22 protein-coding genes are annotated in these 26,330 nt (G+C 58.5%); 8 read left to right on the forward strand and 14 right to left on the reverse strand.

Features of this window, described 5'->3' with window-relative positions:
* Positions 1 to 584: 584 nt before the first annotated feature.
* Positions 585 to 1,667, forward strand: a complete 1,083-nt coding sequence (locus QCE73_RS37475) for a LysR family transcriptional regulator (protein WP_309885873.1) — start codon at positions 585 to 587, stop codon at positions 1,665 to 1,667.
* Positions 1,668 to 1,763: 96 nt separating this feature from the next.
* Here the strand turns inward: QCE73_RS37475 and QCE73_RS37480 are convergent, their stop codons facing one another.
* The 4 genes from QCE73_RS37480 to QCE73_RS37495 form a co-directional block, all read right to left on the reverse strand.
* A complete protein-coding gene (locus QCE73_RS37480) occupies positions 1,764 to 3,218 on the reverse strand; it encodes an aldehyde dehydrogenase (RefSeq protein ID WP_309885895.1) in 1,455 nt (484 codons plus the stop codon).
* A 43-nt stretch (positions 3,219 to 3,261) separates the two neighbouring features.
* Positions 3,262 to 4,092 (reverse strand): SDR family NAD(P)-dependent oxidoreductase, encoded by an 831-nt coding sequence (locus QCE73_RS37485; RefSeq protein ID WP_309885874.1) that lies wholly within the window; start codon positions 4,090 to 4,092, stop codon positions 3,262 to 3,264.
* A gap of 6 nt (positions 4,093 to 4,098) precedes the next feature.
* A complete protein-coding gene (locus QCE73_RS37490) occupies positions 4,099 to 5,559 on the reverse strand; it encodes an MFS transporter (RefSeq protein ID WP_309885875.1) in 1,461 nt (486 codons plus the stop codon).
* Between the two features lie 339 nt (positions 5,560 to 5,898).
* Positions 5,899 to 7,389, reverse strand: coding sequence for a carotenoid oxygenase family protein (locus QCE73_RS37495; protein WP_309885876.1), 1,491 nt, complete (start codon positions 7,387 to 7,389; stop codon positions 5,899 to 5,901).
* A gap of 148 nt (positions 7,390 to 7,537) precedes the next feature.
* Here QCE73_RS37495 and QCE73_RS37500 point away from each other — a divergent pair, with 148 nt between their 5' ends.
* The 5 genes from QCE73_RS37500 to QCE73_RS37520 all read left to right on the forward strand — a co-directional run bounded on the left by QCE73_RS37500 (position 7,538) and on the right by QCE73_RS37520 (position 14,256).
* The gene (locus QCE73_RS37500) at positions 7,538 to 8,419 is read left to right on the forward strand and encodes a LysR family transcriptional regulator (RefSeq protein ID WP_217092486.1); all 882 of its coding nucleotides are present in this window, start codon (positions 7,538 to 7,540) and stop codon (positions 8,417 to 8,419) included.
* Between the two features lie 118 nt (positions 8,420 to 8,537).
* Positions 8,538 to 10,316, forward strand: coding sequence for an acyclic terpene utilization AtuA family protein (locus QCE73_RS37505; RefSeq protein ID WP_309885877.1), 1,779 nt, complete (start codon positions 8,538 to 8,540; stop codon positions 10,314 to 10,316).
* A 286-nt stretch (positions 10,317 to 10,602) separates the two neighbouring features.
* Positions 10,603 to 12,096, forward strand: coding sequence for an IS21 family transposase (istA, locus tag QCE73_RS37510; protein ID WP_309885878.1), 1,494 nt, complete (start codon positions 10,603 to 10,605; stop codon positions 12,094 to 12,096).
* Complete coding sequence (gene istB / locus QCE73_RS37515) at positions 12,093 to 12,911, forward strand: IS21-like element helper ATPase IstB (protein ID WP_309885879.1); 819 nt, start codon at positions 12,093 to 12,095, stop codon at positions 12,909 to 12,911. The genes istA (QCE73_RS37510) and istB (QCE73_RS37515) overlap by 4 nt, the downstream gene beginning before the upstream one ends.
* Positions 12,912 to 13,164: 253 nt before the next feature.
* The gene (locus QCE73_RS37520; protein ID WP_309885880.1) at positions 13,165 to 14,256 is read left to right on the forward strand and encodes a porin; all 1,092 of its coding nucleotides are present in this window, start codon (positions 13,165 to 13,167) and stop codon (positions 14,254 to 14,256) included.
* 1,042 nt (positions 14,257 to 15,298) lie between these two features.
* Here QCE73_RS37520 and QCE73_RS37525 read toward each other — a convergent pair.
* Genes QCE73_RS37525 through istA (QCE73_RS37535) form a run of 3 tightly spaced genes read right to left on the reverse strand, consistent with a single transcriptional unit; the run spans position 15,299 to position 17,791 of the window.
* Positions 15,299 to 15,517, reverse strand: coding sequence for a hypothetical protein (locus tag QCE73_RS37525; protein WP_309885881.1), 219 nt, complete (start codon positions 15,515 to 15,517; stop codon positions 15,299 to 15,301).
* Positions 15,517 to 16,302, reverse strand: a complete 786-nt coding sequence (gene istB, locus QCE73_RS37530) for an IS21-like element helper ATPase IstB (protein WP_309885882.1) — start codon at positions 16,300 to 16,302, stop codon at positions 15,517 to 15,519. Before istB (QCE73_RS37530) ends, QCE73_RS37525 begins: the two co-directional genes overlap by 1 nt.
* Entirely contained in the window at positions 16,283 to 17,791 is a 1,509-nt protein-coding gene (istA, locus tag QCE73_RS37535; protein ID WP_309885883.1) for an IS21 family transposase, read from the reverse strand. The genes istB (QCE73_RS37530) and istA (QCE73_RS37535) overlap by 20 nt, the downstream gene beginning before the upstream one ends.
* A 229-nt stretch (positions 17,792 to 18,020) precedes the next feature.
* On the opposite strand from istA (QCE73_RS37535), the gene QCE73_RS37540 reads away from it, so the two are divergent.
* Positions 18,021 to 18,239: a hypothetical protein gene (locus QCE73_RS37540; protein WP_035970957.1), complete on the forward strand. Its 219-nt coding sequence runs from the start codon at positions 18,021 to 18,023 to the stop codon at positions 18,237 to 18,239.
* A 924-nt stretch (positions 18,240 to 19,163) separates the two neighbouring features.
* Here QCE73_RS37540 and hpaI read toward each other — a convergent pair.
* The 7 genes from hpaI to QCE73_RS37580 are packed head-to-tail and all read right to left on the reverse strand — an operon-like array spanning position 19,164 to position 25,112.
* Positions 19,164 to 19,967 (reverse strand): 4-hydroxy-2-oxoheptanedioate aldolase, encoded by an 804-nt coding sequence (hpaI, locus tag QCE73_RS37550; RefSeq protein ID WP_309885885.1) that lies wholly within the window; start codon positions 19,965 to 19,967, stop codon positions 19,164 to 19,166.
* Positions 19,968 to 19,973: 6 nt separating this feature from the next.
* A complete protein-coding gene (gene hpaH / locus QCE73_RS37555) occupies positions 19,974 to 20,777 on the reverse strand; it encodes a 2-oxo-hept-4-ene-1,7-dioate hydratase (RefSeq protein ID WP_309885886.1) in 804 nt (267 codons plus the stop codon).
* A gap of 12 nt (positions 20,778 to 20,789) precedes the next feature.
* On the reverse strand, positions 20,790 to 21,197 hold the full coding sequence (locus QCE73_RS37560; RefSeq protein ID WP_309885887.1) for a 5-carboxymethyl-2-hydroxymuconate Delta-isomerase: 408 nt from the start codon (positions 21,195 to 21,197) through the stop codon (positions 20,790 to 20,792).
* 16 nt (positions 21,198 to 21,213) lie between these two features.
* Positions 21,214 to 22,077, reverse strand: coding sequence for a 3,4-dihydroxyphenylacetate 2,3-dioxygenase (gene hpaD / locus QCE73_RS37565; protein WP_309885888.1), 864 nt, complete (start codon positions 22,075 to 22,077; stop codon positions 21,214 to 21,216).
* Between the two features lie 35 nt (positions 22,078 to 22,112).
* A complete protein-coding gene (hpaE, locus tag QCE73_RS37570) occupies positions 22,113 to 23,570 on the reverse strand; it encodes a 5-carboxymethyl-2-hydroxymuconate semialdehyde dehydrogenase (RefSeq protein ID WP_309885889.1) in 1,458 nt (485 codons plus the stop codon).
* A gap of 16 nt (positions 23,571 to 23,586) precedes the next feature.
* The gene (locus QCE73_RS37575) at positions 23,587 to 24,345 is read right to left on the reverse strand and encodes a fumarylacetoacetate hydrolase family protein (protein WP_309885890.1); all 759 of its coding nucleotides are present in this window, start codon (positions 24,343 to 24,345) and stop codon (positions 23,587 to 23,589) included.
* Positions 24,342 to 25,112: a fumarylacetoacetate hydrolase family protein gene (locus QCE73_RS37580; protein WP_309885891.1), complete on the reverse strand. Its 771-nt coding sequence runs from the start codon at positions 25,110 to 25,112 to the stop codon at positions 24,342 to 24,344. The genes QCE73_RS37575 and QCE73_RS37580 overlap by 4 nt, the downstream gene beginning before the upstream one ends.
* Positions 25,113 to 25,287: 175 nt before the next feature.
* On the opposite strand from QCE73_RS37580, the gene hpaR reads away from it, so the two are divergent.
* Entirely contained in the window at positions 25,288 to 25,707 is a 420-nt protein-coding gene (gene hpaR, locus QCE73_RS37585; RefSeq protein WP_309885892.1) for a homoprotocatechuate degradation operon regulator HpaR, read from the forward strand.
* Positions 25,708 to 26,330 lie beyond the last annotated feature (623 nt).

Raw genomic sequence — 26,330 nt, forward strand, 5'->3', positions numbered from 1 at the left:
GCTTGATACAGATAGCTGGCGACGAAGTAGTCGAGCCGCCCGCGATTAGCCATCTATGGCCATGCAAGAGGCGTGTTGGCAGAACGGCCGGCACCAATTCCATAGTTTGGACATCGCTTCGAAGAATGATGATGTGAGGCCTTGATGCTCTCAATTGACACCTGGACTGGCAAACACCAATTTGGCAGATAGGCAGACCGATATGGCAATCCATGTCGAGCATCAACGATCTTGACCGCAAGCGATACACAAACACGAGATGGCCCCTCGGCGGCCTTGTCATATCCAGGAGTGGGAAGGCGAGAAACTTTAAACCGATGCAGGTGAATCGTCGAGTAGCCGGTACATCGACAGAATGGGGTTTCGGCGCCAATAATTCTCAAAGCCGAACGGCACGAATCCGAGCGCGCATTGGGTCGCAATCCGTCCAGTCAGGGTAAAGCACCATTGCTGGACTACGGACAAAACCGGAAAATTCTGCGCAGTTTCGCACCGTGTCGTAGCCGATTCCGCCTGGAACGCCCAGTGGCCTCGACAGGCGACACGTGGTTCGGGCGGTCGACAACACACCTGTGGACGATAGAATGTCTTTACCTCCGAAATACATCGACCTGCCGTTTGCCGCCGCAGCGATGGAATCAGACTCTGCGGGTTATCCGGAGCGACAATTTTCGGATCCAGACAATCCGAAAATCCGTCCCGAAGATCCACACCAGGAACGCGCAGCGATTTCGCAATTGCGCAATGTTAATCTCAACCTCTTACCTGTGTTGCAGTCGCTGTTGCGTACACGTAGCGTCAGCAAGACGGCGGTCGGACTTGAATTGACGACCCCAGCAGTCAGCCAGGGCCTGAGACAGCTACGCGCGACGCTTGACGATGAAATCCTGGTTCGGGTCGGTCGCGCTGTCCACCTGACCGAGCGCGCGGAGCAACTGATTGGCCCTCTGTCCCGACTGATGGTCGAGCTAGGCGGCTTGCTACAGCCTCCGAAACCATTCGACCCCAGCCGGGAAAAGGCGCAGTTCAAAATCATCACAGTGGACTTTATCTGCCAGCTGCTCGCTCCGAGCCTCGTCCGAATCTGCAGTGAACTGGCTCCGGGCGTTGGTGTGCATTTCGATCAGGCAGAGATCCATGGTGCGGAAGATCTGGCCCACATCGATTTTCTGATCGCACCAAGGGAGAGCTGGATCACAATCGGCAAACAAGCCGCGTCGATGGAACTGTGGAAGGACGACATCGTTTGCATAGTCGGCCAGAAAGGTCCCAAGCTCGGGCAAGAAATCACGCCCGACGAATACCGCGGTCACCGGCACGTGAGCTTCGAGTTGCCGTGGACTTCTGCCCAGGAGCGCCGTCAACTTCAGCCTACCTATCCGCTTGAATCCGCGAGCGTCTGCACCAGTTCGAGCTTTCTTGTGCTCGGTTCCATCGTCGAGCAAACCGACTCGCTTTCGCTCGTGCCGCGCAAGCTTGCAACAGTTCTAGCAACCCGTCATAACATCCGTCTGGTGGAATTTGATCATCCCGAAACCGGGATGATTATCGATGCTTACTGGAACCGGGCCATTGGAGACAAACGTGGGCACCGCTGGTTCCGCGAATTGTTGAAATCCGCTGTAGAGCAACTCGCGCTCGGTAGTGAAATGCCCCCCACGGCGTAGCGATCGCCATACGTGCGTAGCGCGGAATATCTACACCAGAGAATCGACGGAAGGAAGCTTTCTGGGAAGGCCTCCGACCGGACTTTTCATAACTGGTCAGAATGGATAATGTCGACCGCTGGTCTGCACGGTAATCCAACGCAACTCAGTAAATTCGTCGACGCCCGCCTGGCCGCCAAAGCGCCCGTAACCCGAATTCTTCACGCCGCCGAAGGGCATCTGCGCTTCGTCATGAACGGTGGGTCCGTTGATGTGACAGATGCCCGACTCGATGCGTTTCGCCACCCTGATGCCGCGCGCAGCATCCCTTGTGAACACGGCTGAAGACAAGCCAAATTCATTGTCATTGGCCGTAGCGATAGCCGCCTCCTCACCATCGACCCGTACCACGGCAACGATCGGACCGAAACTCTCCTCGCGGTAAATATCCATCGCTGGTGTGACGTAATCCAGGACCGTAGCCGCCATCAGCGTGGTGTCTGCCCTTTCTCCTGCAACGATTTGCGCTCCCTTCGCCACTGCATCGTCAATGAGCGCGTTGCAACGTTCGATCGTCGCCATGTTGACAACCGAGCCGAGCACGGCTGGTCCGGCCTCTCGCGGATCACCCGCACGCAGGCTGCGGGCCTTTCGACTGAACAACGCCATAAAGTCGTCTGCAACCTTATTGTCGACAACGACACGCTCAGTCGACATGCAGATCTGCCCCTGATTCAGAAAGGCACCGAAAGCGGCCGCATCCACAGCCGCCTCAAGATCTGCATCGTCGAGAACCAACAGAGGCGCCTTCCCGCCAAGCTCAAGCACCACCGGCTTAAGGTACTTCGCGCAGGTGGTGGCGATGATCTTCCCAACACGGGTCGATCCCGTGAAATTGACTCTCTTGAGCGCCGGGTGCCCAATCATTGCTTCCACGACTGCACCGGCGTCCTCAGGCGCGTTGGTCACGTAATTGACCACTCCGGGCGGAAGACCGCCCTCTATCAAAGCCTCCACGATCAGGGAATGGGTCCGCGGGCACAGTTCGGAGCCTTTCAGGATCACCGTATTACCACAGGCGAGAGGTGTGGAAAGCGCACGCACACCCAGAATCACCGGGGCGTTCCACGGTGCAATGCCCAGTACCACACCGGCGGCCTGACGCACCGCTAAAGCCAGGTTACCCGGTACGTTCGAAGGTATGACCTCGCCCCGGATTTGTGTGGTCAACACAGCCGCTTCCTTGAGCATATCGGTGCCCAAGGTTACATTAAAGTCTGCCCACGCGCTCGTAGACCCGGTCTCGGCCATCATTGCATCGACAAATGCGGCCTTGCGAGCTTCCAGCGCGTCTGCTGCGCGCAACAGCAGTTCCCGTCGCCGACCGGGGGGCAATTCAGCCCACACGGGAAACGCACGTGCGGCGGCGTCAACCGCCGCACGTGCTTCGGCAACGCCAGCCGCCGACGCACGCGTTGCAATCCGTGTGCTGATCGGATTGCGAGTGTCGAAGGTCTTGCCGTCGGTCGCCCCAACCCTTTCGTTGTTGATAATCAGACTAACATCAAACATGCATTCCCCATCAACAGACGGTACGGTCGAAGTCGCAGCCGAATCAGACGACATAGCCGCCTCCTGTCGAAAGTCCGGCCCATCGCTCAAGCTCGGTCGATTGAGCTCGCAATGCGTCGCGAGCCATGCCCAATGCTTGAGTGCCGACTGGCAGGCGCAGCGGCGGCGTAGCCAAACTTGCCACCTGAACTATGGCATCCACCACTGCCTGCGGGTCGTCGAATATCATGCCGGCATAACTGGCATTTGCACGCTCGGTGAGCTTGACGTAAGCGTCACTGGACGCAATCGGATCCAGCGAACGCGAGGCGAAGTCCGTGGCGTACGGGCCCGGTTCGATCAATGTCACGCGAATACCAAAGTCCGTCAATTCACCAGCCAGCGCCTCGGACAATCCCTCGACCGCGAATTTGGTGGCGCTGTAATAGGCGAGTAATGGCCCGCTCAGTCGCCCGACTATCGACGACAGATTGATGATGTGTCCACTACCCTGAGTTCGCATCCCTGACACTACGGCCCGCGTGAGATCCATCAGGCCAAACACGTTCGTTTCGAAGACGCGCCGGATCTGGGCATCAGTTGCGTCCTCAAAGACGCCTTGCAGCGCGTAGCCGGCGTTGTTGACCAATACGTCGATCCGGCCGAAAGCCTCGATCGCCTGCGCGACCGCACGGCGAACTGACGATGAATCGGTCACATCGAGCTGAATTGCACGTGCTCGCGCGGCGTGCTTGTCAACAAGATCTGATACTGCATCCAGGTTGCGTGCCGTTACCGCAACGCAATCGCCTCGCTCGAGAGCGGCCCGAGCCAAGCCCCGACCGAATCCCGAACTGCATCCACTAATAAACCAGACTCTCTGTTTTTTCATCATAACCTCTCATTTAAGTGGGAAAGCGCGGTGCAACGTTCCTGTTGCCATCTCGCTGGATTGCGGGAAGTCGAGAGCCAGATCCCGTCGGACGGAACGCGTCGCGCGGAGATAGAAAATCATTCCGAGCATCAGAAAGCAGGCGCAGCCCGCCATCGCTTGCTGCAAGCCGACGGCAGAGGCATGCTGGCATGCTTGGGCAAGACCGGATGCCGAACCTGCCGGTGCCAGGCCGCCTGGGCACATTTCGATATAATTGCCGGACGGAAATGCGCGGCGCGCCAACACGTCGCTGAAAAAGCCGATCGACACGGGTCCGATGCCCATACCGACCAGATTCGAAATGAAGAAGAAAAGAAATGCTGCTGTCGCACGCATGCGCGAACCGACCATGTTTTGCAGAACGGCAATCGTCGGACCGAAATGCATGAACACAAACATGCCGCCCAGCGTCAATGCCACGAGCGATACAGTAACGTCGTTCCCAATAAACGCGACCAGATAGAGAGGCGCGGCAAGTGAGAGTCCAATCGCAGGTACCCATCCGTACCATCGCCCATCTCGGCGGCTAATCCAGTCGACACCGAAGCCTCCGAACATCATGCCGAATCCCATTGCCATTCCGCCGATCGTACCGAACATAAGTCCCGCTTCAGCCAGAGGAAGGTGAAGCACTCTAACAAAATATGGGAACATGAACGCGCCTATCCCTTGCGCTCCGATCGAAGTCAATCCCAACGCCAGCATGAAATTGCGACAAGAAGAACGGGACGTCATCACCCGCAACACCTGCATAACCGACGGCGGTTGATCTGTAGTCTCGCGGCTCTGGGGCGAATCGAACTGCCCACGCACCGGCTCCCGCAAAGTCAACCACGTCACAAATGCAAGCACGACACCAGGGCCACCGACGATGAAGAAGGCCATGCGCCAACTAAGCGCCTGAGCCATCCATCCACCGGCTGTAGACCCGATAATCAGACCCAGGGGCATACCCAGAGAGATTACGGTCAGTGCGCCGCCTCGACGACTCGGTGGGTATTGGTCGGCAACCAGCGACATCGCGGCCGGTTGCACACCGGCTTCGCCGATGCTGCCACCAATACGGCACAGCAGTAACTGCACCATGCTGCCTGTCGCTCCGCATAGCGTCGTCATCAACGACCACAACGCTACCGAGGCAGCAATCAGTCGGACCCGACTAGTACGCTCCGCGAGCCGCGCGATCGGAAATCCGACGAACGAGTAGAAGATGGCGAAAGATACTCCTCCGAGGATGCCAAGCTGCAAATCAGTCAGCCCGAGATCCTGTTTGATCGGCTGCCCGAGTGTCAGAAAGACGATGCGATCAATGAAGTTGAAGGTAGTGATCACGAACAACATGAACATGAGCCAACGTCGGCGGACCGCGGAGCCTGCCTGAACGGTCACGTCTTTCGGGCGGTATTCCATACCGTCGCTTGTTTTCATAGGGACGCCGCCACTGTCTTGACGGCTAGCCTGAGCTTTAACTGTTGCCGCTGGAGAGGCTTCATCGAGCGCCACGGACCGCTCGCGGAAACCGGGCCCGCTGCCTCTATGCCCGCAGCGTCACCTTCCACCACGGGCGCAGTAGTCTGGCCGGTGCCGGGGCCTCTGACTGCGCGTGTGGCTCCGCTACGCGCCGCCAACCACGGGTCGCCGACAAGCAGACGGTGTTGGCGGCAAAGAAAGGCAGCAACCTCCGGCCTCAGGGTAGACCGAGGCAGAAACTGATTCATGATGACGTCTCCGGATTAGTATTGATTTATGGTGGTGAATCGAGTGATGTCAGCTCGCTGGGACCCAATTTCCATGGATGGCGGGGCGGATGTGAAACGGGACACGAATACGCGCAACCGGTCCCTTTTCGAGTTCGGTGGCGTCGACGATGATGAATTCAGATCCCGACCCGCTGTCCTTGATCAGATGCATTAAGAGCCAACCATCGCCCTCCGGAGATGTCGGCGAACGCGGGATGAACACAGGTTCAGCCGGAGCCGCCTCGGGACCCACGCATAGCGTGCTCACCGTCCCAGTTTGAAAGTCATATCGGTCGACGCAGTTGTAATCCACGATGACCCATTCGGCCCCAAGCGTTGGACGTGACGGGTCGCGGCTGAGTGCCCACCCGATCCCCGGTTCACGCGTTCCGACGCGATCGTCGACCCGCGGCGCTTCCATGAAGATATCCTTGCGAAGAACCTTCTCGTCGAAAGTAGCCGACTGCCCTGCCGGATCAATGATCCAGTCAGTGAGCCAGGTCAGAGGCGGCGGCGGCCCATTTGCGATGTCCATCCGCTGGCCCCAATGCGCCTCCGAACCAGCGACGAGGTCATCAGTTCCGAGGACCGGGAAAGCAGGCGGCATCGCCGGATCGTTCATGCAGCCGTATATATGAATACGGCCATCCTTCTCATGTGCGTTAAAGAAATGAAAGCCAAAGCGGGGCGGCCCCTTGAACCATCGGATGTCGCTCGCCCTGCCGCGACGGGGCAGCACACCGAGCATGGTGGGGGCCGTTGGATCCCACCAGTAATATGGCAGTCCTGCCTTGACTTTCTCGAGCACAGTCGTGATCGGAAACAAAGGAAAGACCACATAATTTTCGGTAACTGCGAAGTCGTGCATGAACGGCGCCCACGGCGTCTCAAGCCATACTTCATGAACTACCGCCCCTTTCCGGTCAATAACGTAGTACGCGAGATCGCGCGTGCCGATGCCTTTGGCCTGGAAGCCGAAGGTCAGCATTTCCCCATTGACTGGATCGAACTTTGGATGAGCTGACATATGGGGACTCGTGATGATCCCCCCTGCGGTCCACGGACCCCACGTTTCCAGCGTATCGGGATCCACTTCGGTCATGTAGGAGTCTTCCTTTAGCGCGAGAAGCCTGCCACCGTGCATGACCAGATTGGTGTTGGCCGTACCTCGATTTACGCCCTCCGCTTCCGGCAGATCCGTATAGGGATTTCGATAGTCTCCGAACAGGGAACGCCCCGCCCTTTCCTCTGCGAGGAAGCGCGGCGTCCGCGCGTAGCGGCTTTTGTAGCTAGCGCGACCATTGGCAATGCGCAGCATGCCGAGCATACCGTCACCGTGGACGTAGAGATCGTCTCCGCGGTGGGGGGGGAATTTTGGATCGGGACCAGTCCGATAGAAAGTGCCTCGGATCTCAGGGGGAATTTCGCCTTCGACCTCGAGATCGGTTACATCCGCTTCAAGACGGCTTGGACGGCAGACACCGCGAAAGCTCACGGTGTCGGGGAACAGAAAGGACATGTTGTCTCCTGGCACGTTTGGTTTGCTAGATTCTTGATCGCGGTTCTCGTTTGCGTAAGTCCGTTAACGCTTAACCTGCGGTTAAGCACGGCTTATGTACGAAAGCGGCATAGTGTCTTCCTCATCGACTTGTCGAGCCGGACCGGATATGGAACTGCGTCATCTGCGTTATTTTGTTGCCGTCGCTGAAGAACTCAGCTTCACGCGTGCCGCTGAACGGCTGCACATATCCCAGTCGCCGTTGAGCCGGCGAGTGCAGGATCTGGAAGCGGAAATCGGCGCGGCGCTACTCGACCGCAGCGGGCCGCGGCTCGAACTGACTCCCGCAGGACACGAATTCCTGCGGCGAACCGCGTCGATCCTCGAGCAGGTTGATCAGGCAACCGAGGAGGCCCGCACGCTGGCTCAAGGCCTCGCAGGAACCGTGCGGGTGGGCTACATGGCCGCGGCGCTCTATACTGCGGCAGCACTTGAGATGTTCCGCCGCTTCCAGCGCGACTATCCGATGGTGCGCATAAGCTTTGAGCTAATGACACACGCTCAGCAGTTCGAAGCGCTGCAGGACGGCCGCATCGACCTGGGTGTGGTCTATGAGGGCGTCACGCCCCCTGGCCCTCTCGCTCGCGAGCTGCTCGCACGTGAGCCGCTCGAATTCATGTTCCCGAAGGGGCACGCTCTTGTGCAACAGCCCCGGCTGCGCCTCGCCGACATGGCAGCCGAGCCATTCATCATGCCAATCCGCTCACATGTACCGGCTTTGACGGAACGGCTATACGCGGCATGGTCCGAATATGGCTTCTGCCCACACGTTGTGATGGAAAGCGACAGCTTCCCGACCACTGTCATGCTGGTGGCCGCTGGTGCAGGCATCGCTTTCGCCGGACGACAACCAGCACTTCGCTTCGCTGGCGAAGTCGATATCCGTTCAGCCGAGGACTTCGAGTTTGGATGGGGTGCAGAACTGAGCTGGCTACCCGGACGCGAATCACCATTGCTCTCTCGTCTGCTTGAATATCTTCGACAACCGTGACTTGACGTCGACAGTTTCACGTATGTCGTTTTGATCTCGACACATGCTGAAATGGTGTTGGTCCCAAACCTCGGGACTTGAGATTATCGAATCTGTTCTCACAAATTTCGAAGATGCGATGTCCAAACAAATGATTCGAATTGGTGCCGGCTGCTCTGTCGACACGACGCTTGCATGGCCGCAGATGGCCAATCACGGGCAGCTCGACTACTTCGTTGCCGACTACCTGTACGAAGCTGGCGTAGCGGGTTACGCCGCTGAACTCACTAGCAACCCCGAAGCGGGCTATTCCACTGAGTTTGTTGGGCCAGAACTGGAACCCTGGCTGCGCAGTCTGGTAGAACAGGGCGTCAGGATCGTCACGAATGCGGGCGGCCTGAATCCACTCGGCTGTGCCTCGGCATTGCAAGCGGTGACTGATCGCCTGGGTTTGAAGGTGAAGATTGCCGTGGTGCATGGCGACAACGTCCTTGATATCCTGGGCACCGGGCGCAAGGACATGTTTTCCGGGGAACCACTGCCGGCGAACCTCAACAGTGCCAATGCGTACCTCGGGGCGCGACCGGTTGCGCAGGCGCTCGCGATGGGAGCAGATATCGTGATCACTGGTCGGGTGGTTGACTCTGCACTGATCGTCGGACCGCTGATGTACGAATTTGGTTGGTCTTGGGAGGACTACGAACGACTCGGCGCAGCGACCGTGATTGGCCACCTGCTCGAATGCGGCCCGCAGCCGTCGGGCGGCATCTGCACAGACTGGCGCGATGTCGATTTCTCGAATATGAGCTTTCCGATCGCTGAATGTTTCGCGGACGGCAGTGCAATCCTTACGAAGGTTCCCGGTACCGGCGGCCAGGTTTCGATTGGAACGACAGCCGAACAGATTCTCTACGAGACCACCGACCCGCAGCGTTACCTGATGCCCGAAGTGACGTGCGATCTGAGCCAGGTCAAACTAGAACTGCTGGCCCCAGACCGGGTGCGGGTCACCGGCGGTACCGGGGTGGCACCGACCGGTACGTACAAGGTCTGCTGCATGAAGCAGCAAGGGTGGCGTAGCGTCGTCAGCGGCTGTCTGTCGGGTCCCGATGCGCATGAAAAGGCACAGCGCACCGCCGAGGCAATTGTCAAGCGGTTGCAGCGCCTTGCACATGCCGCCGGCCATGGCGATTTCATTGGCACATCGATCGAGCTCATCGGCAGCGGTGCGAGCCAGGGCGCACGCGCGTCGGCTTATGACGCTCGCGAGATGGTCTACCGCATCGTCGTCGACCATGTCGATCGGCGCGCGGTCGAACCGCTGGTGCGCGTCGCCCGTGCGGCCGGTGTATCGATGGCGCCTGGCACCGCGGGTCTGCTGGGCGCCTCCGTCTCTCCGCTGATGCGCATGTATTCCACGCTGCTGGACAAGGCCCGCGTACCGGTCTACGTGACGCTGAACGGCGAGACCGTGCAGGTCGATGTCGCAACCACCGGCGCACAGGAACCGCCGGTCCGTGAGCGACCAGCGCCTCTACCCAAAGCCAAGCCCCGAGCCGATGACGCGGTGTCCGTTCCGCTTGTGCGCCTCGCGTGGACGCGCTCCGGTGACAAGGGCAATCTGTCCAACATCGGCGTGATCGCGCGCAGGCCTGAGTATGTTCCTTACATCAATGCTGCGCTGACCACGGACGCCATTCGTGACTGGTTTGCACACCTGTATGCCAGTCCGGAAAAAGCGCGCGTCGAATGCTACGAATTCCCGGGACTGCATGCTCTGAACTTCCTGCTACACAACGCGCTGGCCGGTGGCGCCGTGTCATCCCGCAACTTCGACACGATGGGCAAGGGCTTAGGGCAGCAATTAATCGAATTCCCCGTGGCTATACCACATTCAATGGCGGAGGTCCTTCAATAATCCGTCTAATGGTGACAAATAGAGTCTTACTGACGCCAGGGTAACGGTCAGCGCGCCCGGCCAGTAGCTGCCAAACCTGATACCGAGCCTGCGCGATGCGCTAGTCCGTACAAAACAGCACAGCTACTTAGACAGCGACAATTATCTTGGCCGGTCGTTGACGATAGTGCTGGCCGGTGGTGAGAAGTCGGAGGCGGCGTAGCCGCCGTAGACGACGATCCACCGGCACGGCCGCGTTGGCGGGGCTTTAGGATGGCTGATCGAAGCTCGTAGAGACGGTTAGCTCATGTCTGGAACCCGTATCACCGACCAACAGGTTCGTCTCTACATGTCCAAGCGCAAACACCACTCCCAGGAAGTCGCTGCCGCCAAGGCCGGTATCAGCGTTCGCACGGCGCGCCGCATTGAGTGCGATGCCAGCTTGCCCTCCCAGAAACCACGGCAGTCATGGCGGACCCGAACTGATCCTTTCGTTGACGTATGGGACAGCGAAGTCGTGCCGCTGTTACGCAATGCACCGCATCTGATGGGCATCACGATTCTGCGCAAACTGCAGGATGATCACCCGGATCGTTATCCCGATAGCATGCGACGCACGCTAGAGCGGCGGATTCGCCAGTGGCGGGCATTGGAGGGACCTACCCGGGAAGTGTTCTTCCCCCAGGAACACCAGCCTGGAGTACGCGCATTGTCGGACTTTACCGATATGAGCAAATTGTGCGTGACGATCGGCGGTGCCCCGTTTGCCCACCGGCTTTATCACTTTGTGCTGGCGTTCTCACGCTGGGAATATGCGAATGTCGTGGAGGGAGGCGAGAGTTTCGAGGCGCTCGCGGCGGGTCTGCAAAACGCGTTATGGCAGGCAGGCGGTTGTCCACTCGAACACCGCTCCGACAGTCTGTCCGCCGCTTTTAAAAACCTGCGGGAACAGGAGGACTTCACGACGCGTTACGCCGCACTGCTTGATCATTACGGCATGCAGGGTACACGCAACAATCGCGGCATGGGTCACGAGAACGGCAGTGTGGAATCGTCGCATCGGTATCTGAAGGAAGCGATCGATCAGGCGTTGATGCTTCGCGGTCACCGCGACTTCGCTGAGCGGGGCGCCTACGATGAATTCATACGGGAAGTAGTGATGCGTCGCAATCGCCGCAATGCCGCGGCCTTCCGTATCGAGCGTGAGCGTCTGCAGGTTCTGCCAGAGCGAAGGACCACTGACTTCGTCGAGGAAGAAGCGCTTGTGACCCGGTGCAGCACGTTCAATGTGCGCGGCATCCTGTACAGCGCACCGTCACGCCTGATTGGGCACCGGCTGAAGGTACGACTCTACGCTGATCGGCTCGACTGCTTTCTGTCCAGCGCTCTGGTACACAGTACCGCACGCGCTTCGCGTGCCGCCGACAATCGCCACGCACTGGATTACCGGCACTTTATTGAATCCCTTAAACGAAAGCCACAAGCGTTCAGAGGGCTCGCGATTCGCGACGCGCTGTTTCCGCGCGATGCCTATCGCCGGACATGGGAGAGCCTGGAAGCACAACTGACGCAGCGTCAGGCATGCAAGATCATCGTGGGGTTGCTCGAACTCGCCGGACATCACGGCGTTGAAGCGGTACTGGCCCAGCGGCTCGATGTATTGCTTGATGCCGGCCAGCTACCTGAGTTGAAGCAGTTGCGTGAGGAATTCGCGCCGCGCGAGACCGTGTGTCCTGAAGTGATTGTCGAGATGCCACCGGTAGCGGTGTACGATGCACTGCTCGGCAAGGTGGCAGCATGAACGCCCCCGCGCACGACAACGGGCGCCTGGCCCTGATGCTCAACGAGCTACGTCTGCCGACCATTGGCAGGTTGTGGCCAGAGTTCGCCGAACGCTCGGACAAAGAAGGCTGGCAGGCTTCGCGACTGCTCGGCGCATTGTTCGAGCATGAACTGGCCGAGCGTGCAAAACGGCGCATCGAGCGACACCGCAACGAGTCACATCTGGATCCCTCTAAGACGCTTGCCACGTTAGAGTTCGGTTTGCTGCCGATGGTCTCCAAAGCGCATGTGATGGCTCTGGCCAGCGGAGAGTCCTGGCTGGAGAAAGGCGCCACCATTCTCATGTTCGGGCCACCCGGGACCGGCAAGAGCCATTTGGGCTCGGCGATCGGTCACGCGCTGATCGATGTCGGCTATCGGGTGTTGTTCACCCGTACCAGCGAACTCGTACAGAAGCTACAGGCTGCGCGCAAGAGCTTGCAGCTTCCCTCTGCACTCGCCAAGCTCGATCGTTTCGACCTCATCATTCTGGACGACCTGTCGTACGCGCGAAAGGACCAGGCTGAAACCAGCGTGCTATTTGAATTAATTGCCGAGAGATACGAGCGCAAAAGCCTTCTGATCACAGCCAATCAGCCATTCTCCGGCTGGAATGACGTGTTCCCTGACCCGGGCATGACAGTGGCCGCCATTGACCGGCTTGTACATCATTCGACGATCTTCGAGCTCAACGTCGAAAGTTATCGTCGTCGTAAAGCCAGCGACAAACAAAGCGCTCGCCAGCGACAATTACCCGAAAAGAATCAGGAAGGAGGCACGACAATTATGAGTTAGCCAGCGACAATTAACCCCCGCTGACCGGCCAAGATAATTGTCGCTGGGCGGCCGTGCTGCTTGACGTTGTCCAGCTACTGGAACCTCGATGTATTCGCAACACCGATATAAGCACCGTACCCATGAGGAAGAGTACGGTGCCAGCGCCGCACGAAAAAATCAGTCGCAAGCATAAACCTTGCGGTACTTACAAACATGCCCGGCCCGCTGTCTTCTGATCATAGTCAGCGATACCTTGGGCAATGGAGACAGCATGAAAAAAGCAATTACACTAATCACGGGCATATTGCTCGCCGGTGCAGCAAATGCCCAGACAAGTGTGACGTTGTATGGTTTGGTCGACGCGGGCTTTCTATTCCAGAACAGAAACGGTGGGTCCGGAGCAATAGCCACTACAACCCATCCTTTGTACCTTTTCAATTCTGGTGGTGACGCCACGAGCGCTATCGGATTACGAGGAATAGAAGATCTCGGCGGTGGCTACAATGTCGGGTTTCAGCTCGAAGGGCAATTTCAGATTGGCTCCGGCGCTTTGACGGTTCCGGGCACGCTGTTTAACGAGTACTCGAACGTTTTTTTAGGTACCCCATACGGACGAATGACCGTCGGAAAACAGATTGACCCGGCGTATATCGCCCTCGCCCAGGTTGATCCGCGCGGCCTTTCCAACGCTTTCAGCGCGGCAGGATGGTGGAACTTCCTGCAAGGCAACAGCGCCAATCCCAGCGGCACGGTGTATGAGCAAAACGCTGTTTCCTATTCGACCAAGGCAGGCGACTTTCTATTCGGTGCGCTTTACGGGTTCGGAAACACGCCAGGAAGCATATCTCAAGGCCAGACGATCTCGACAGGCCTCACCTACGACAATGGCCACGCCATCCTCTCCGCGGCGTATCTCCAAAAGAACAACGCAACTGGAGCACGGGACCTACGCACATGGATGCTAGGGGGCGGTTACCGCGTTGGGTCGCTGACCGTTAAAGGCGGTTATACCGACTATCGACTACCGCTCGGCAACAATGTCGCTCCTATCGGTAATACGCCGCCCTCTCATGTCATCGTCGCTCATGGCGGCTTGAACTGGTCAATCAGTCCCGCCCAGACGATGACCATCGCCTATTACTTCTCGGAAGATCGTTTGAACGCAGAAAACGGCACAAGCACCTATGTCATAAGCGAAGATTATTTTCTGAGCAAGCGAACCAAAATTTATGGATTCGCGGGATTGATGAAAGCAAAGAAAGAAACGAACGGCCTTACGAGTCTGATGACGGCCTCACTGACCACCGGCTATCCGGGGTCTTATACGACGGGTATCGGAATTGGGATCCAGCATCGATTCTAGCCAAGGGTGCCCGCCCGGGTCTCAGAAACGCCCGATGCAGCGCCTCGGACATTTTGGAACGAAGCGCGGCTTGTAGGCACAGTGTACCAACGGGCCGGTCGTCGGCAGCTGGTTGATGTCAGGCGACCGAGACCTCTGCGGCATCGTCATGCATGAACCGGCCCGGTTTTGTGTAATTCGGATTACAGCAGCAGCAGTGATGGCTGTGGTGGTCTTGAGATAGTCCCGATGCGGCATCACGAGCAAGCGCGCCGTGCGCCCAAGTCGAACCAACGGTCCTTGAGGCCCCGCCAGGCCAGTGTCGGCCCCGACCAACGTGCGGTGCCGGACTCGCAGACGGGAAGTCGCACGTCATACACCAGCGAGAGCACCGTTGACTCCTACCGATAACAGGCGCAAAAAACTTGCTCTGCATCAGAACTCCGCAGCACGGGAATTGTTTCCTTCTCAGAAGTTAATGAATGTACTGGCCATGCAGACTCTCCAAGATCTGAAGGTAGTTACACAGCTTATCCCGGGTTTTTCTGTCGTTCTCATTTTGCTGATTGGATTGGGCACGTTTTTTCTGCACGAGCTGAGTGACGAAATCGCTCACGTCGCTGGCGTACGGGACAAATGGTTGCCGAGCGTACGTTGTAGACCAAGTTCGCCAACTATGCCGCATCGTAAACTATGTTCGCGGTGTGCACGCCGAGTGTAGCAGTTCCAGCGGATGACGTCCCAGCGTCAGGCCGACAGCCCGGTTGTCCGCGACGATACTCTCCGCTTCAGACGGTGTGCCGAGCGCCGGTGTGCCATCATGAATCGCGGCCGCCGCCAGCATGTCCCTGTCGGGCACCGCAGCGACGGTCAACGCGAACTGCACAGGAGCTCAGCGAGCATTTGGGTTGGGCTGAGATCCGCCATCCTTTTCATCCGCTCAAGGGCCAACGCTTGTTGACGGCGCTGCAAAACCGCGCTTTTTGGGCGGCGCAAGTCAGAGTGATGTGTTCGAGCACGAGGGGCTTCGCAGGTCCCTTCGTTTCGATGCACTGTATTTACGTCAGAACGGCGGGTCGCGTCGGTGAGTACTCGTGCGCGCCTCGGAAGAGCGCTGCTCACGCAGCAGTTCATTAAGCTGAACGCCATAGAAGTCAGTCACGACGGCGAGCAGATCATCGAGGACTTCGGACACGGCACGTGCCTGCTCAGGCGTCCAGTCGTCGGGAACGGTGAACGGCAATCTGCGACGGCGCCCCGATCGCAACAAGGGGCGGCTCATCACGCGGTCTCCGTCTTAGTGGGAGGCTTGCGGGTTTTGCGCTGCCTAGCCCGGGCTTCGTTGCGCTCGCGCGCTTCCTTGAGTCGATACGATTCGCCCTCGATTGAGATCACTTCGGCGCGATGCACGAGGCGGTCGACCAGCGACACCACGCAGGCCGCGTTCGGGAACACGTCCGACCATTCTTTAAACGGCTTGTTGGTCGTTATGATGGTCGAATGTGCCTCATACCGGCGGCTGACGAGTTCGAACAGCAAGTCGGCATGCCGGTTCGAGTACGAGAGGTAGCCGACCTCATCAATCACCAGGATGTCCGGCGTCGCGTAGTGGTGCAGACGCCGCCGTAACGCCGAATCGCTGTCGAGCGCGGCGAGCTCGCCAAGCATCTCACTAGCTGACTTGAACAGCACCGTGTGGCCCTGGATGAGTGCGTGGTGCGCCATGTTCTGCGCAAGCGTCGACTTACCCACGCCGTTCGGGCCGACGAACACGACGTTGGTTGCGTCGGTGAGGAATGTGAGTGACATCAGGTCTTCCACCGCCGCGCGGTCGATTCTCGCGGGCCAGCTCCAGTCGAAGTCGGCCATCGCCTTGAACTTGCCCAGCTTCGCCGCCCGGATGCGTCGCTGCAACGAGCGATGCGCGCGCTCGTCTTCTTCCCACTGCAGCAGCGGCGCGAGCCATGTGGCGCCGTCGATTTCGCTCCAGTGTTCGACGAGACCGTTCAGGCGCAGCGCCTTGGCGCGTAGACGCAGGACTTCATTGTTAATCGTGGTCGAGGTCATCGTCTTCCTCCCTTGCCAGTTGATCGTAGGTATCGAGCCGGTGCGGCTGCACGGGCGCATCCTTACGGCGCACGTGCTCCGGCAGATTGATGACGACGGGCGGTGGTGCCCCTCGCGCCGCGCGACGACGTTCGAGCGCCGCCCGCACGGTGTTCGTATGCGCCGATCCCGCGCGCAGCGCGTCCTCGACGGCCGCCTGCAATTCGACAGCGCCGTAGCGATCGAGCAGGCGCAGCAGCGAGGTCGTGATCCCGCCGATATTCGCGCCACGCTCAGCCGCGCGCATCAGCAAGAGCTGGCAGGAAGGCACTGCGCGAGTCAGGCTGTTAATGCCGCGGTGTTGACGCGCTTCACGCTTGAACTCGACGAGCGTCTTCAGGTGCTGTGGGTCTTCAATCTGTTCAGCTCGATCGTAGCTGCGCCGATGGCTGGCGATCATCTCGGCGCCGTCGAACACGCGAACCTGGTTGAGGTCAGCACGAACGCTCAGCGTGCGACGCACGTGCGTGTGGGGTACCGTGTAGTCGTTCAGATCGAAGCGCACGTAGGGCGTCTTGCCGACCTTCACGGCCACTTGCTCTTCGACCGGAAACGGATTGGCAGGTAGCGGGAGTAACAACGACTGCTCCTGAACAAATGCCTCACGCACGGTCATCGCGCGATCCTCGGGACACGGACGGTCGGCCGCCTGCGTGCGGCACCATTGCTCGGCCTGCGCGTTCAGGTCGTCAAGGTCATTGAATTTGCGCGCGGCGAAGAAGGCTTCGCGCACATGTCGTATTGCGCGTTCCACGCGTCCCTTCTCATTGCCGCGCGCGACGGCAACGGGGCGCGGTTCATAGCGGTAATGGCCGGCGAACGCGAGCAGCGTTGGATGGAAGCGGATCGCGTCGCCGAGCCGTTCAAGCACCGCCGACTTCAGGTTGTCGTAGAGCAGAACTCTCGGCAGTCCACACCACGTGTTGAACGCACCGATGTGACCGCGCAAAAAGTTCTCCATCCGCGCATCGAGGAAGAAGCGCAGATAGATGTCGCGCGAGTACGAGAGCACCATCACGAAGGCCATCAATGGCCGACGCGCGCGACCGATCTCGACAAATCCGAAGTGACCCCAGTCAACTTGAGCCTGCTCGCCTGGCAAGGTGCGCAACCGTAGGAAGGCCTCGGCGGGCTTGCGTGGGCGATGCAGCGCGAGCATGTGCCGGAAGTGATCTCGCGCCCCCTTGTAGCCGCGCTCGCGCACCATCACGTAGAGACGACTGCCCGTGAGCGTCGGATACTTCGCCAGCGTCTGCCGGATGAAAGGCAGGTACGGCTCAATCATCGAGGGCTTCGGCGTCGGGCCGTATCGCGGTAGTCCGGCGCCGGCGAGCACGCGCAGCACCGTCTCACGGTGCACGTGCAACTGCTTCGCGATGGTGCCGCAGGGCCACTTCTCGACGTGGTAGAGACGCAGGATCTGCGTCTCAAGCTCAACCGGAATCGTCATCGGGGCCTCCGCGATCAGAACGACGGTCGAAGGCAACGCCTTCGGGGCGAACATGATGGAGACCACGACGACGCACAAAGCCGGTTCGTACCAGCGGTGAGAGCAAGGTGCCGCAGAAACGACAGTTCAACTGAGGCGGCGCCGCCGGGCGAACGGCGGCGTTGGCGAGTGCAACGGCGTCGTCGCGGTCCGGTTGCAGTACACCATCGGCGGGGGAGTCAGGTGAACCATGATGCGTCACGAATTGCCGCCGGACCCGATAGCGCCGGGCGCGTGCGGCGTGTGCGAAGCGTCCGCGGCGGGAACGCTGATAGCGTTGCCCGGCTTCGCGCACGCTGTCGCGGCGTGCATGGGCGGCGCAGTCGCGGCAGTATCGATTGCCACGGTCACACTGGCGGCAGACGAAGACCTGCGCCCGACAACGGGCGCACAGATACAGGCGACCTGAAGGCGGCTGCATTGGCGGTTCCCCTGGAACGCCAAAGAGACGGGTTCACTGAAGTCGACGGGCCGCGCGAGCAATGCGATACTGGCAGCTCACACGGCTCCCCGGCCGGCCAGAAGGCCTGCCACATGGAAACCCTGTGGAGGCGCGGTGCCGGACTGGACCTGGCAGTTGAGGCCGGCGTCGCGCCTGTTGTTCTTCCTTGGCAAACGCCTTTCTACCATGTCGCTGCCGCGACGCGATGCGGGCCGCGTCTCCCGTCGCCCTACGGGCTCTCTACGCCGCGGCCCGCATCGTCGTCATATCACTCAAAGCGCAATCACTCCTTCCGCTAGCTGGATTGTCCGCCCCATGCTGCGACGCCGACATACGATGCCGCCCGAAAAGCGCGGAACCTGACCGCCATCGACAGCCTGAGCATGTTTGTCGGTGAAAGTGCCGTGGACCTTGTCGTGGATGAAGAAACGGTTCCTGCAAACGCATGTCTGACCGCTATCATGATATTTGGACGCAATAGACCTCGCGCCGGCTGCACCTAGGTCGTGGAACCCAGGGAGGAGTAACGCAACGCCCATCGATCAACTCGGCCGCAGTTAGGAAGGCACCGGGGCGCGCGCGGCGTAGCGCCAACTCGGCGGTCTCCGACAAAGTCGGGGCGGTTCATAAACTGAGAACATATGAGTATGCAGATTACCGTGCCCAAATCCGCCACAGTTGCGACAATGAAACTGCCAACTCGCGACCTACTAGAGAGAACCTCGATGCCGGCTCCGGGATTGCGCAACAAGGGCTGCGCATGCGAAATAATGTTTCAGTGCGCCGGGCGACTAGCAGGGAGTGTGTGCAAATCTTTTACACTCTTCCTTCGCCGGAAGCGTCATTGCAATCTACTGTCTGGAGTCGCACCAGGGCATCGCTGCGTCCGGTTCAGTAACCGCCGCTCTCGGCGTTCGGAGTTGACGGGGCGTGTTTGAACTTCGACGCGAGTCGTGCTGCGGCGGTGCTTAATAGGCCGGTGTCCGTCCCGACTGCAACAAAGACAGCGCCCGCTTCGACGTACTCGCGAGCAAGATCTGGGGCCGGGGCAAGTACTCCCGCCGCCTTCCCAGCGGCGCGCACTGTCCGAATGCCTTCACGGATCGCTTCACGAACCTCGGGCGCACCCGGTTTGCCAAGAATGCCCATAGACGCGCTGAGGTCTGACGGCCCGAAGAACACGCCGTCAACGCCTTCCACGTCCGCAATTGCCTTCAGATTCGAGAGGCTCGCAACTGTTTCAGCTTGCACCAGCACGCAGATTTCATTCGCCGCTGTCGCAAGGTAATCTGTTACCCGATTCCAGCGCGACGCACGTGCCAAGGCACTGCCGACCCCCCGTACACCTTGCGGAGGATAGCGGGTCGCCGCGACTGCCTCCCGTGCCTGCTCTTCCGTATCGATCATCGGCAGCAGGAGCGTCTGGGCACCGATGTCAAGGTACTGCTTAATCAGTGCGGTGTCGCTCTTGACCGGGCGTACCACCGGATGCGAGGCATATGCTGCTAGCGCCTGCAGTTGCTCCAGTGTGCTGCGCACGTCATTAGGCGCGTGTTCATTGTCGATGAGCAGCCAGTCGAAGCCCGCAGTTGCTAGCAGCTCGGTTATGTAGGAATCTGCAAGGGCCGCCCACATTCCATATTGAGGCGTATCGGCGGCGATAGCTCGCTTGAATCTGTTCTCGATCGAGTTCATCGTTTCCTACACAAAATTGAGAGCAATCCCGCCAAGGGGACCGTAGTCGACGTGGAATGTGTCCCCCGCCGTGGCTGCGATCGGAGCGGTGAATGAGCCACAGAGGATTACGTCGTTGGCGTTGAGCCCTTCGTCGTACGGCGCGATTTTGTTGGCAAGCCACGCAACGCCGGTTGCAGGATGATTCAGAACCGCTGCGGCAAGACCGCTTTCTTCGATCACCCCGTTCTTATACAAGAGGGCACCGACCCAACGCAAATCAACGTCCGTTGGGTGAACGGGCCGACCGCCCATGACAATGCCCGCGTTCGCGGCGAAATCGGAAATAGTGTCAAAGACTTTCCGAGGAACCTTAGTTTCTCTGTCAAACTGCTCGATGCGCGCGTCGATGATCTCGACTGCCGGCGTGACATATGCCGTTGCATCGAGAACATCAAACAGCGTGATCCCCGGGCCCTTCAAAGAGTGCTTTAGCACGAAGGCAAGTTCAACTTCGACCCGCGGCGCAATGAAACGGCTCGCGGGAATGTCAGTCCCGTTTTCGATGAACATGCTGTCGAAAAGCGGCGCATAGTCCGGTTCGTTGATTTGAGACGAGCGCTGCATCGCCCTTGAGGTCAAGCCGATCTTACGCCCTTTGATTACCTGCCCTTCTGCCTGCTTGATCTTCACCCACTCGCGCTGGATGGCGTATCCGTCTTCAATTGTCATCTGCGGATACTGCCCGGAGAAGTGGCGCACCTGAATACGCGACTTTTCGGCCTGGTCGAGTCTCTCCGCGAGCTCGCGGATTGTCTGCTTGTCTAACATGTTGCCTACCTTCTAAAGCGCGGCCTTAAGCCTTGCATGTAAGTTGTTATGCTTCCAGGTCCCAACCTCGCTGAATTCACCTAATTCAAGCGAAAGGGCGAGGCCCCGGACCTGGAAAGCATTCGCGAAGTGCTCTTTTATCAAGCTAAACAACGCGTCACCTGTTGCTTTCTTCGCAGCTTCCGACCTGCCAGCGCCAATCTTCAATGTTCCGTGCAAGAACGCGGCATTTTCGATCTGCCCGTCCGCAATGCAATACTCGTGGCAGCGCAGGGCGCGAACACGAATACCGCCTAGGGGGAAGATGATTGTGCCGTTTTCACACTGATGTTCGAGGCACCGCGCAAGCTTACTGCAGAGCAAGCCGATGCTATCCTCGTCAGCGAGGTTTTCGCTGTACTCGATCGTCATATGAGGCACGTTGCTTTCTCCGGTCTCAGTTCGGAAGCGGTGTAACTGGCAAAATGGCGTTGATCTGTCCCGTGCCAGAGCTACCGAAGTACGGCGTGACGATCTCTGCCTTCCCCTCGTACTTGTTCCAGCCAAGCGCACCGAGAAGCATCGCCGTGTCGTGCATACCGCCCTCACCCCAACACTTCTCGTTGTACAACGGCAGCATCTCGACGAACGTCTTCCAGTCGCCCTTTTCCCAAAGGGCGATAACGGCCCGATCCGTCTGCTCAAGGAACGGGTCCCAAACCTTATGCATGAATCTGTCTGCAGTTCCATTCTCAGCAAAGTGATGGCTGAGAGAACCGCTCGCAAGGATTGCGACAGTCCCGTTGTAGTGTTCTTCGATTGCTTTTCGAACCGCTAGTCCGAAACGAGCACTCGTAGCCAGATCGTGCCACATGCACCAACCCGCAACGGAAACCGTTTTGAAGTGCTGATCTGCGTTCATGTACCGCATCGGAACCAGCGTGCCATATTCGAGGTCGAGTGAAGTCCTGCTATGCGCGCGTGTCTTGATCCCCATGCTATTCGCTACTTCTGCGATCCGATCGCCGAGTTCAGTATTGCCTGGATACGCGTACTCCATATTGTTGATGAAGTGCGGCAACTCGTTACTCGTATAGATTCCCTCGAATTTCGGGGCGCAATTGATGTGGTATTCGCTATTGACCAGCCAGTGCACGTCAAAGACGACGATCGTGTCGACGCCGAGTTCGCGACATCGCCTACCAATTTCGTGATGTCCATCGATCGCGGGTTGACGGCATCCTTTATGCGGCCCGTCGAGTTCAGACAGATACAACGATGGTACGTGCGTCACCTTCGCTGCCAGCGCAAGCTTGCCCATTTCTTCCTCCTGATCTAGTTCGCTCGGGTGGACAATCAGACGCCCCAATGCGGGATGTGGTGCGACCCCAACGATACGGATACATTCTTTGGCTCCAGGAACACCTCGTAACTCCAGGTTCCGCCTTCACGACCGACTCCAGATGCCTTTGTGCCACCAAAAGGCTGACGCAGATCACGGACGTTTTGACTATTCACGAAGCACATGCCCGCTTGAACAGCGGCCGCAACGCGAAGTGCACGGCCGGTGTTCTCCGTCCATACGTAACTGGACAAGCCGTACGGAATGTCGTTCGCCAAGCGGATCGCTTCGGCCTCGTCTTCGAACGATATCAAACATGCGACCGGTCCAAAAATCTCCTCCTGGGCGATCTTCATGCGGTTGTCGACATCGACAAAAACGGTCGGGGCTACGAAGTTTCCTTTCCTCAAATGCTCGGGCAAAGACGGCGCATCGAGGCCGCCGCACGCGAGGGTTGCGCCCTCCTTTGGACCCAGCTCAATGTAGCTCCGAACTTTTGCGAGATGTCCTTGGCTGATCATAGGCCCGATAATCGTGCTTTCCAACATCGGATCGCCGACCGTAATCCGCTTCGCACGCTCGACGAAGCGCTCGGCGAACTTTGCGTAAATTGACTTCTGAACCAAGATTCGCGAACCGGCTGTGCAGCGTTCGCCATTGTTGGAGAAGATCATGAACAGAGCGGCGTCGAGGGCACGGTCGAGGTCAGCATCATCAAACACGATAAAGGGCGACTTTCCACCTAGTTCCATCGAAAACTTCTTCAGTCCTGCCGCTTGGATAATGCGGTTCCCCGTCGCAGTCGAACCCGTGAACGAGATCGCATGAACGTCCGGATGTGCGACCAAAGGCTCTCCGGTTTCTTTGCCGTAACCGTGTACGACGTTAAGGACCCCGGCAGGTATTCCCGCTTCCAGCGCCAGTTGGCCAAGCATTGACGCCGTGAGCGGAGACAGTTCGCTCATTTTCAGCACGGCCGTATTTCCGAAGGCGAGACAAGGAGCAACCTTCCAAGTTGCCGTCATGAACGGCACGTTCCAAGGGGAGATCAGCGCGCAAACACCGACCGGATGGAACAGCGTGTAATTCAGATGCGTGTCGGTCGGATACGTGTGCCCGTCGACCCGGGTGCACATTTCAGCGAAATACGTAAAATTGTTCGCCGCGCGCGGCACCAGCGCCGTCCCCGTCTGAGAGATAGTCTGTCCGGTATCGCTTGTTTCCGTCTTCGCAAGCTCAGGCACATTCTTGGTAATCAGTTCGCCAAGCTTACGTACCAGTTTCGCTCGTTCCGTCGCCGGCTTGTTCGCCCATGCAGGAAACGCATGCTTGGCGGCACGCACTGCGGCATCAACGTCCTCTGCGGTGCCGCTGGCGACTTCCGCTAAAACCTCTTGAGTTGCCGGATTCACAGTCTCGAAGTAATCGTGCCCGGAGGTATTCTTACCGTTAATCAAATGATCGATTCGCATTACATGTCCTGGTCAGTTACTCGCGGTTGAAAGCCGCGTCGGATCCAATAACGTTCACGAGCCGGCCAAGGCCGTCGATTTCACAGACGACCTCGTCGTTAGCACGCACGTTCACTATTCCATCCGGCGTTCCCGTGAGAATGATGTCGCCCGGAGCAAGCGTCATAAAGCTACTCAAGTACTCGATGAGAATTGGAAGATCGATCACCAGATCGCGCGTATTTCCTCGTTGATGCAGTGTGCCGTTCACATAGGTGCGAAGCTCGAGTTGGTTCACGTCATCGATATCGCTTGCGTCAACGAACCAGGGACCCAGCACAGTACCTCCGTCGCGATTCTTCACGCGAAGATTGGGCCGATAGTAGTTTTCGAGATAATCACGAATCGCGTAGTCGTTGGCGATCATGTAACCGGCGACATACTGCATCGCTTCGTTGCGCATGACGTTTTTGGCGGGCTTTCCGATAACGACAGCGAGCTCACACTCATAGTGCATGAACGTGACATCATCTGGACGACGCGTTACGCCACGGTGACCAAGCACCGAACCCGGGCCTTTGAGAAATACCAGAGGCTCCTCTTGCTTGGAGAACTGTAGCTCCTTCGCATGCTCTGCGTAGTTCAAGCCCAGTGCGAAAATCGTTCCCGGCTCGATGGGACTGAGCCAAACGACCTCGTTCTCTTTGCAAACCCGTCCATCGGCAAGGCGGACTCCAATTTGATGGGGATACGCCTCGTGAATCGCTCCCGCATAAGCAACGCGACCTCGCATCATCGTGCATCTCCGATTGCTTCTTCGTTCTCCAGTGAGAACCGCAACGACGCCCAACCGTCGATCGTTACCGTCACCTCGTCTCCCGCTCTAGCGATCGGAGACCCTTGAGGGACGCCAAGGGTCAATACATCCCCCGGGTTCAGCGTCATGAACTCGGTGACATCAGCGATGAGTCGGGCGGCCTTCCGCACGCACGTCGCAGTAGAGGCGGAGAAGGACTTTCCGCCGGTCACGTGGACCTTGATGCTTAGCTCGTCTTGGCTTTTCACGTGGCGTCGACCGACAACAGAGGGGCCGATTACGCAGAAGTTGTCGCGGGCGCGGAAACGTACGGAAGGCCTGTATACGCTAGCGTGCGGAATGCAAATGTCGGCGAGCGCGACATAGCCACCTACGAAATCGAGTGCCTCTTCGACGCGAACGCGACATGCTGTACGTCCAATCACAATCCCGACCGAGCCGCCGATCTCGACACCGTCGATCCCTTCGGGAACCGCCACGGTTGAACCGTGGCCGGCGAGCGCGTTGCGAGGTCTGACATAGAGAATCGGTGCTTTGGGTGGCGCCTTGTAGGGCGCCGCGTTGACCGCGTCGCCGAGCGCATCCAGCGCGCCTCGGTCATTCAACAGCGTCCCGTAGACAGTGCCCACCTGCGGGGGGCGGCATTTTTTTCCGCTCGACAAAAGTTGTCGTAGAGTGTCTGCGTCCACATCGCGCGGCAGGCTTTCGCCGTCAAGATGCACTAGGTAATCGACTGGAGGAAACATCGTATCCGCCTCTTCATAAATTCACTCACATGTGAGTATTATTCCGCTTGCTATGATTTCACGTCAAGCTAAAGCTTTGATACGGGGCTTCTACCCGGTTGCAGACCCAGATTGAGAATAATTCGAGCGTATGAGCGTCAAATCAAGTCGGAGCTTGGTCCACCGAAACCTGCCAATGCTGCTCTTGCAGGCTCGAGAGAAGATGATGGAGCGATTCCGACCGCTCATCTCGGCTCGTGGACTGACCGAACAGCAGTGGCGAATCATTCGCGCGCTCCACGAGCACGGCCCCGTAGAGCCGAGAACTCTTTCCGACATATGCACGATCTCAAGTTCCAGTATGGCCGGCGTGCTTGCTCGCATGGAGGCGCTTGAACTTGTCACGAAGGAACGCTTTGTGAAAGATCAGCGGCGCGTCCTGGTGTCAATGACGAAACTCAGCGTCGAGCTGGTCGACGCGATCACGCGTGACCTAGAAGCCGAATACGAGGCGCTTGAACAGAAGGTCGGCCGAGACGTCGTAGGTCGCGTATATGCTGCAGTGGACGACTTGCTCGCCGGACTCGAAACGAACGACCCGACAAGATCGGCGTAGCCCGGTCAGTCGCCGTTGCGTCAGCGTGCCGATGCGCTTTCCACGGGCGTCTCCACCGGCCATTCGGTCTAGGATTCGACGAAGTCAGGTTCTAAACGTTGACAAGACGTGACCTCGCTGGCCTGGTCGTTCGAAGGACAGCGTTTCACCAGAAGACTTGACCTGCGACGCGCCGGAACCCCAGCGCACGACAGCCCACCTTCGGATGTGAACGCTCAACACGAACGACCCACGTAGTATTTTTAACTTTCGTAATCACGATCAACAATAGCGTAGACAGTCGAATTTCGGTTCGTCATTCTTCACACTGCCGCCTAGGCGCAGAGGCTCGTCACGCAATGACAGGCGCTTTCTCAGTCGATTGCGAGCGCAGATAGCGAACCCAGTATCCCGAAGCACAGTCGGCAATATCGTCGCTGTACCGCACCGGGAATCGTGGAGGCCGGTTGGGTTGAGTTAATGCGGGCATGTCAACGACACTTATGAGTTGCCTGCAGTAGTGTGCCTCAGCCTCAGCGAGGGGTTGACCTGCCTGATTTCTCCGGACCGTTTCAATCTTGAAGAACGGCCTCGGTTGCTTCAGTTGAACAGTGCTGCTTCTTGAATTCGTTGGGTGTCAGGTA

Source organism: Caballeronia sp. LZ029 (assembly GCF_031451275.1).
GTDB classification, from domain to species: domain Bacteria; phylum Pseudomonadota; class Gammaproteobacteria; order Burkholderiales; family Burkholderiaceae; genus Caballeronia; species Caballeronia jiangsuensis.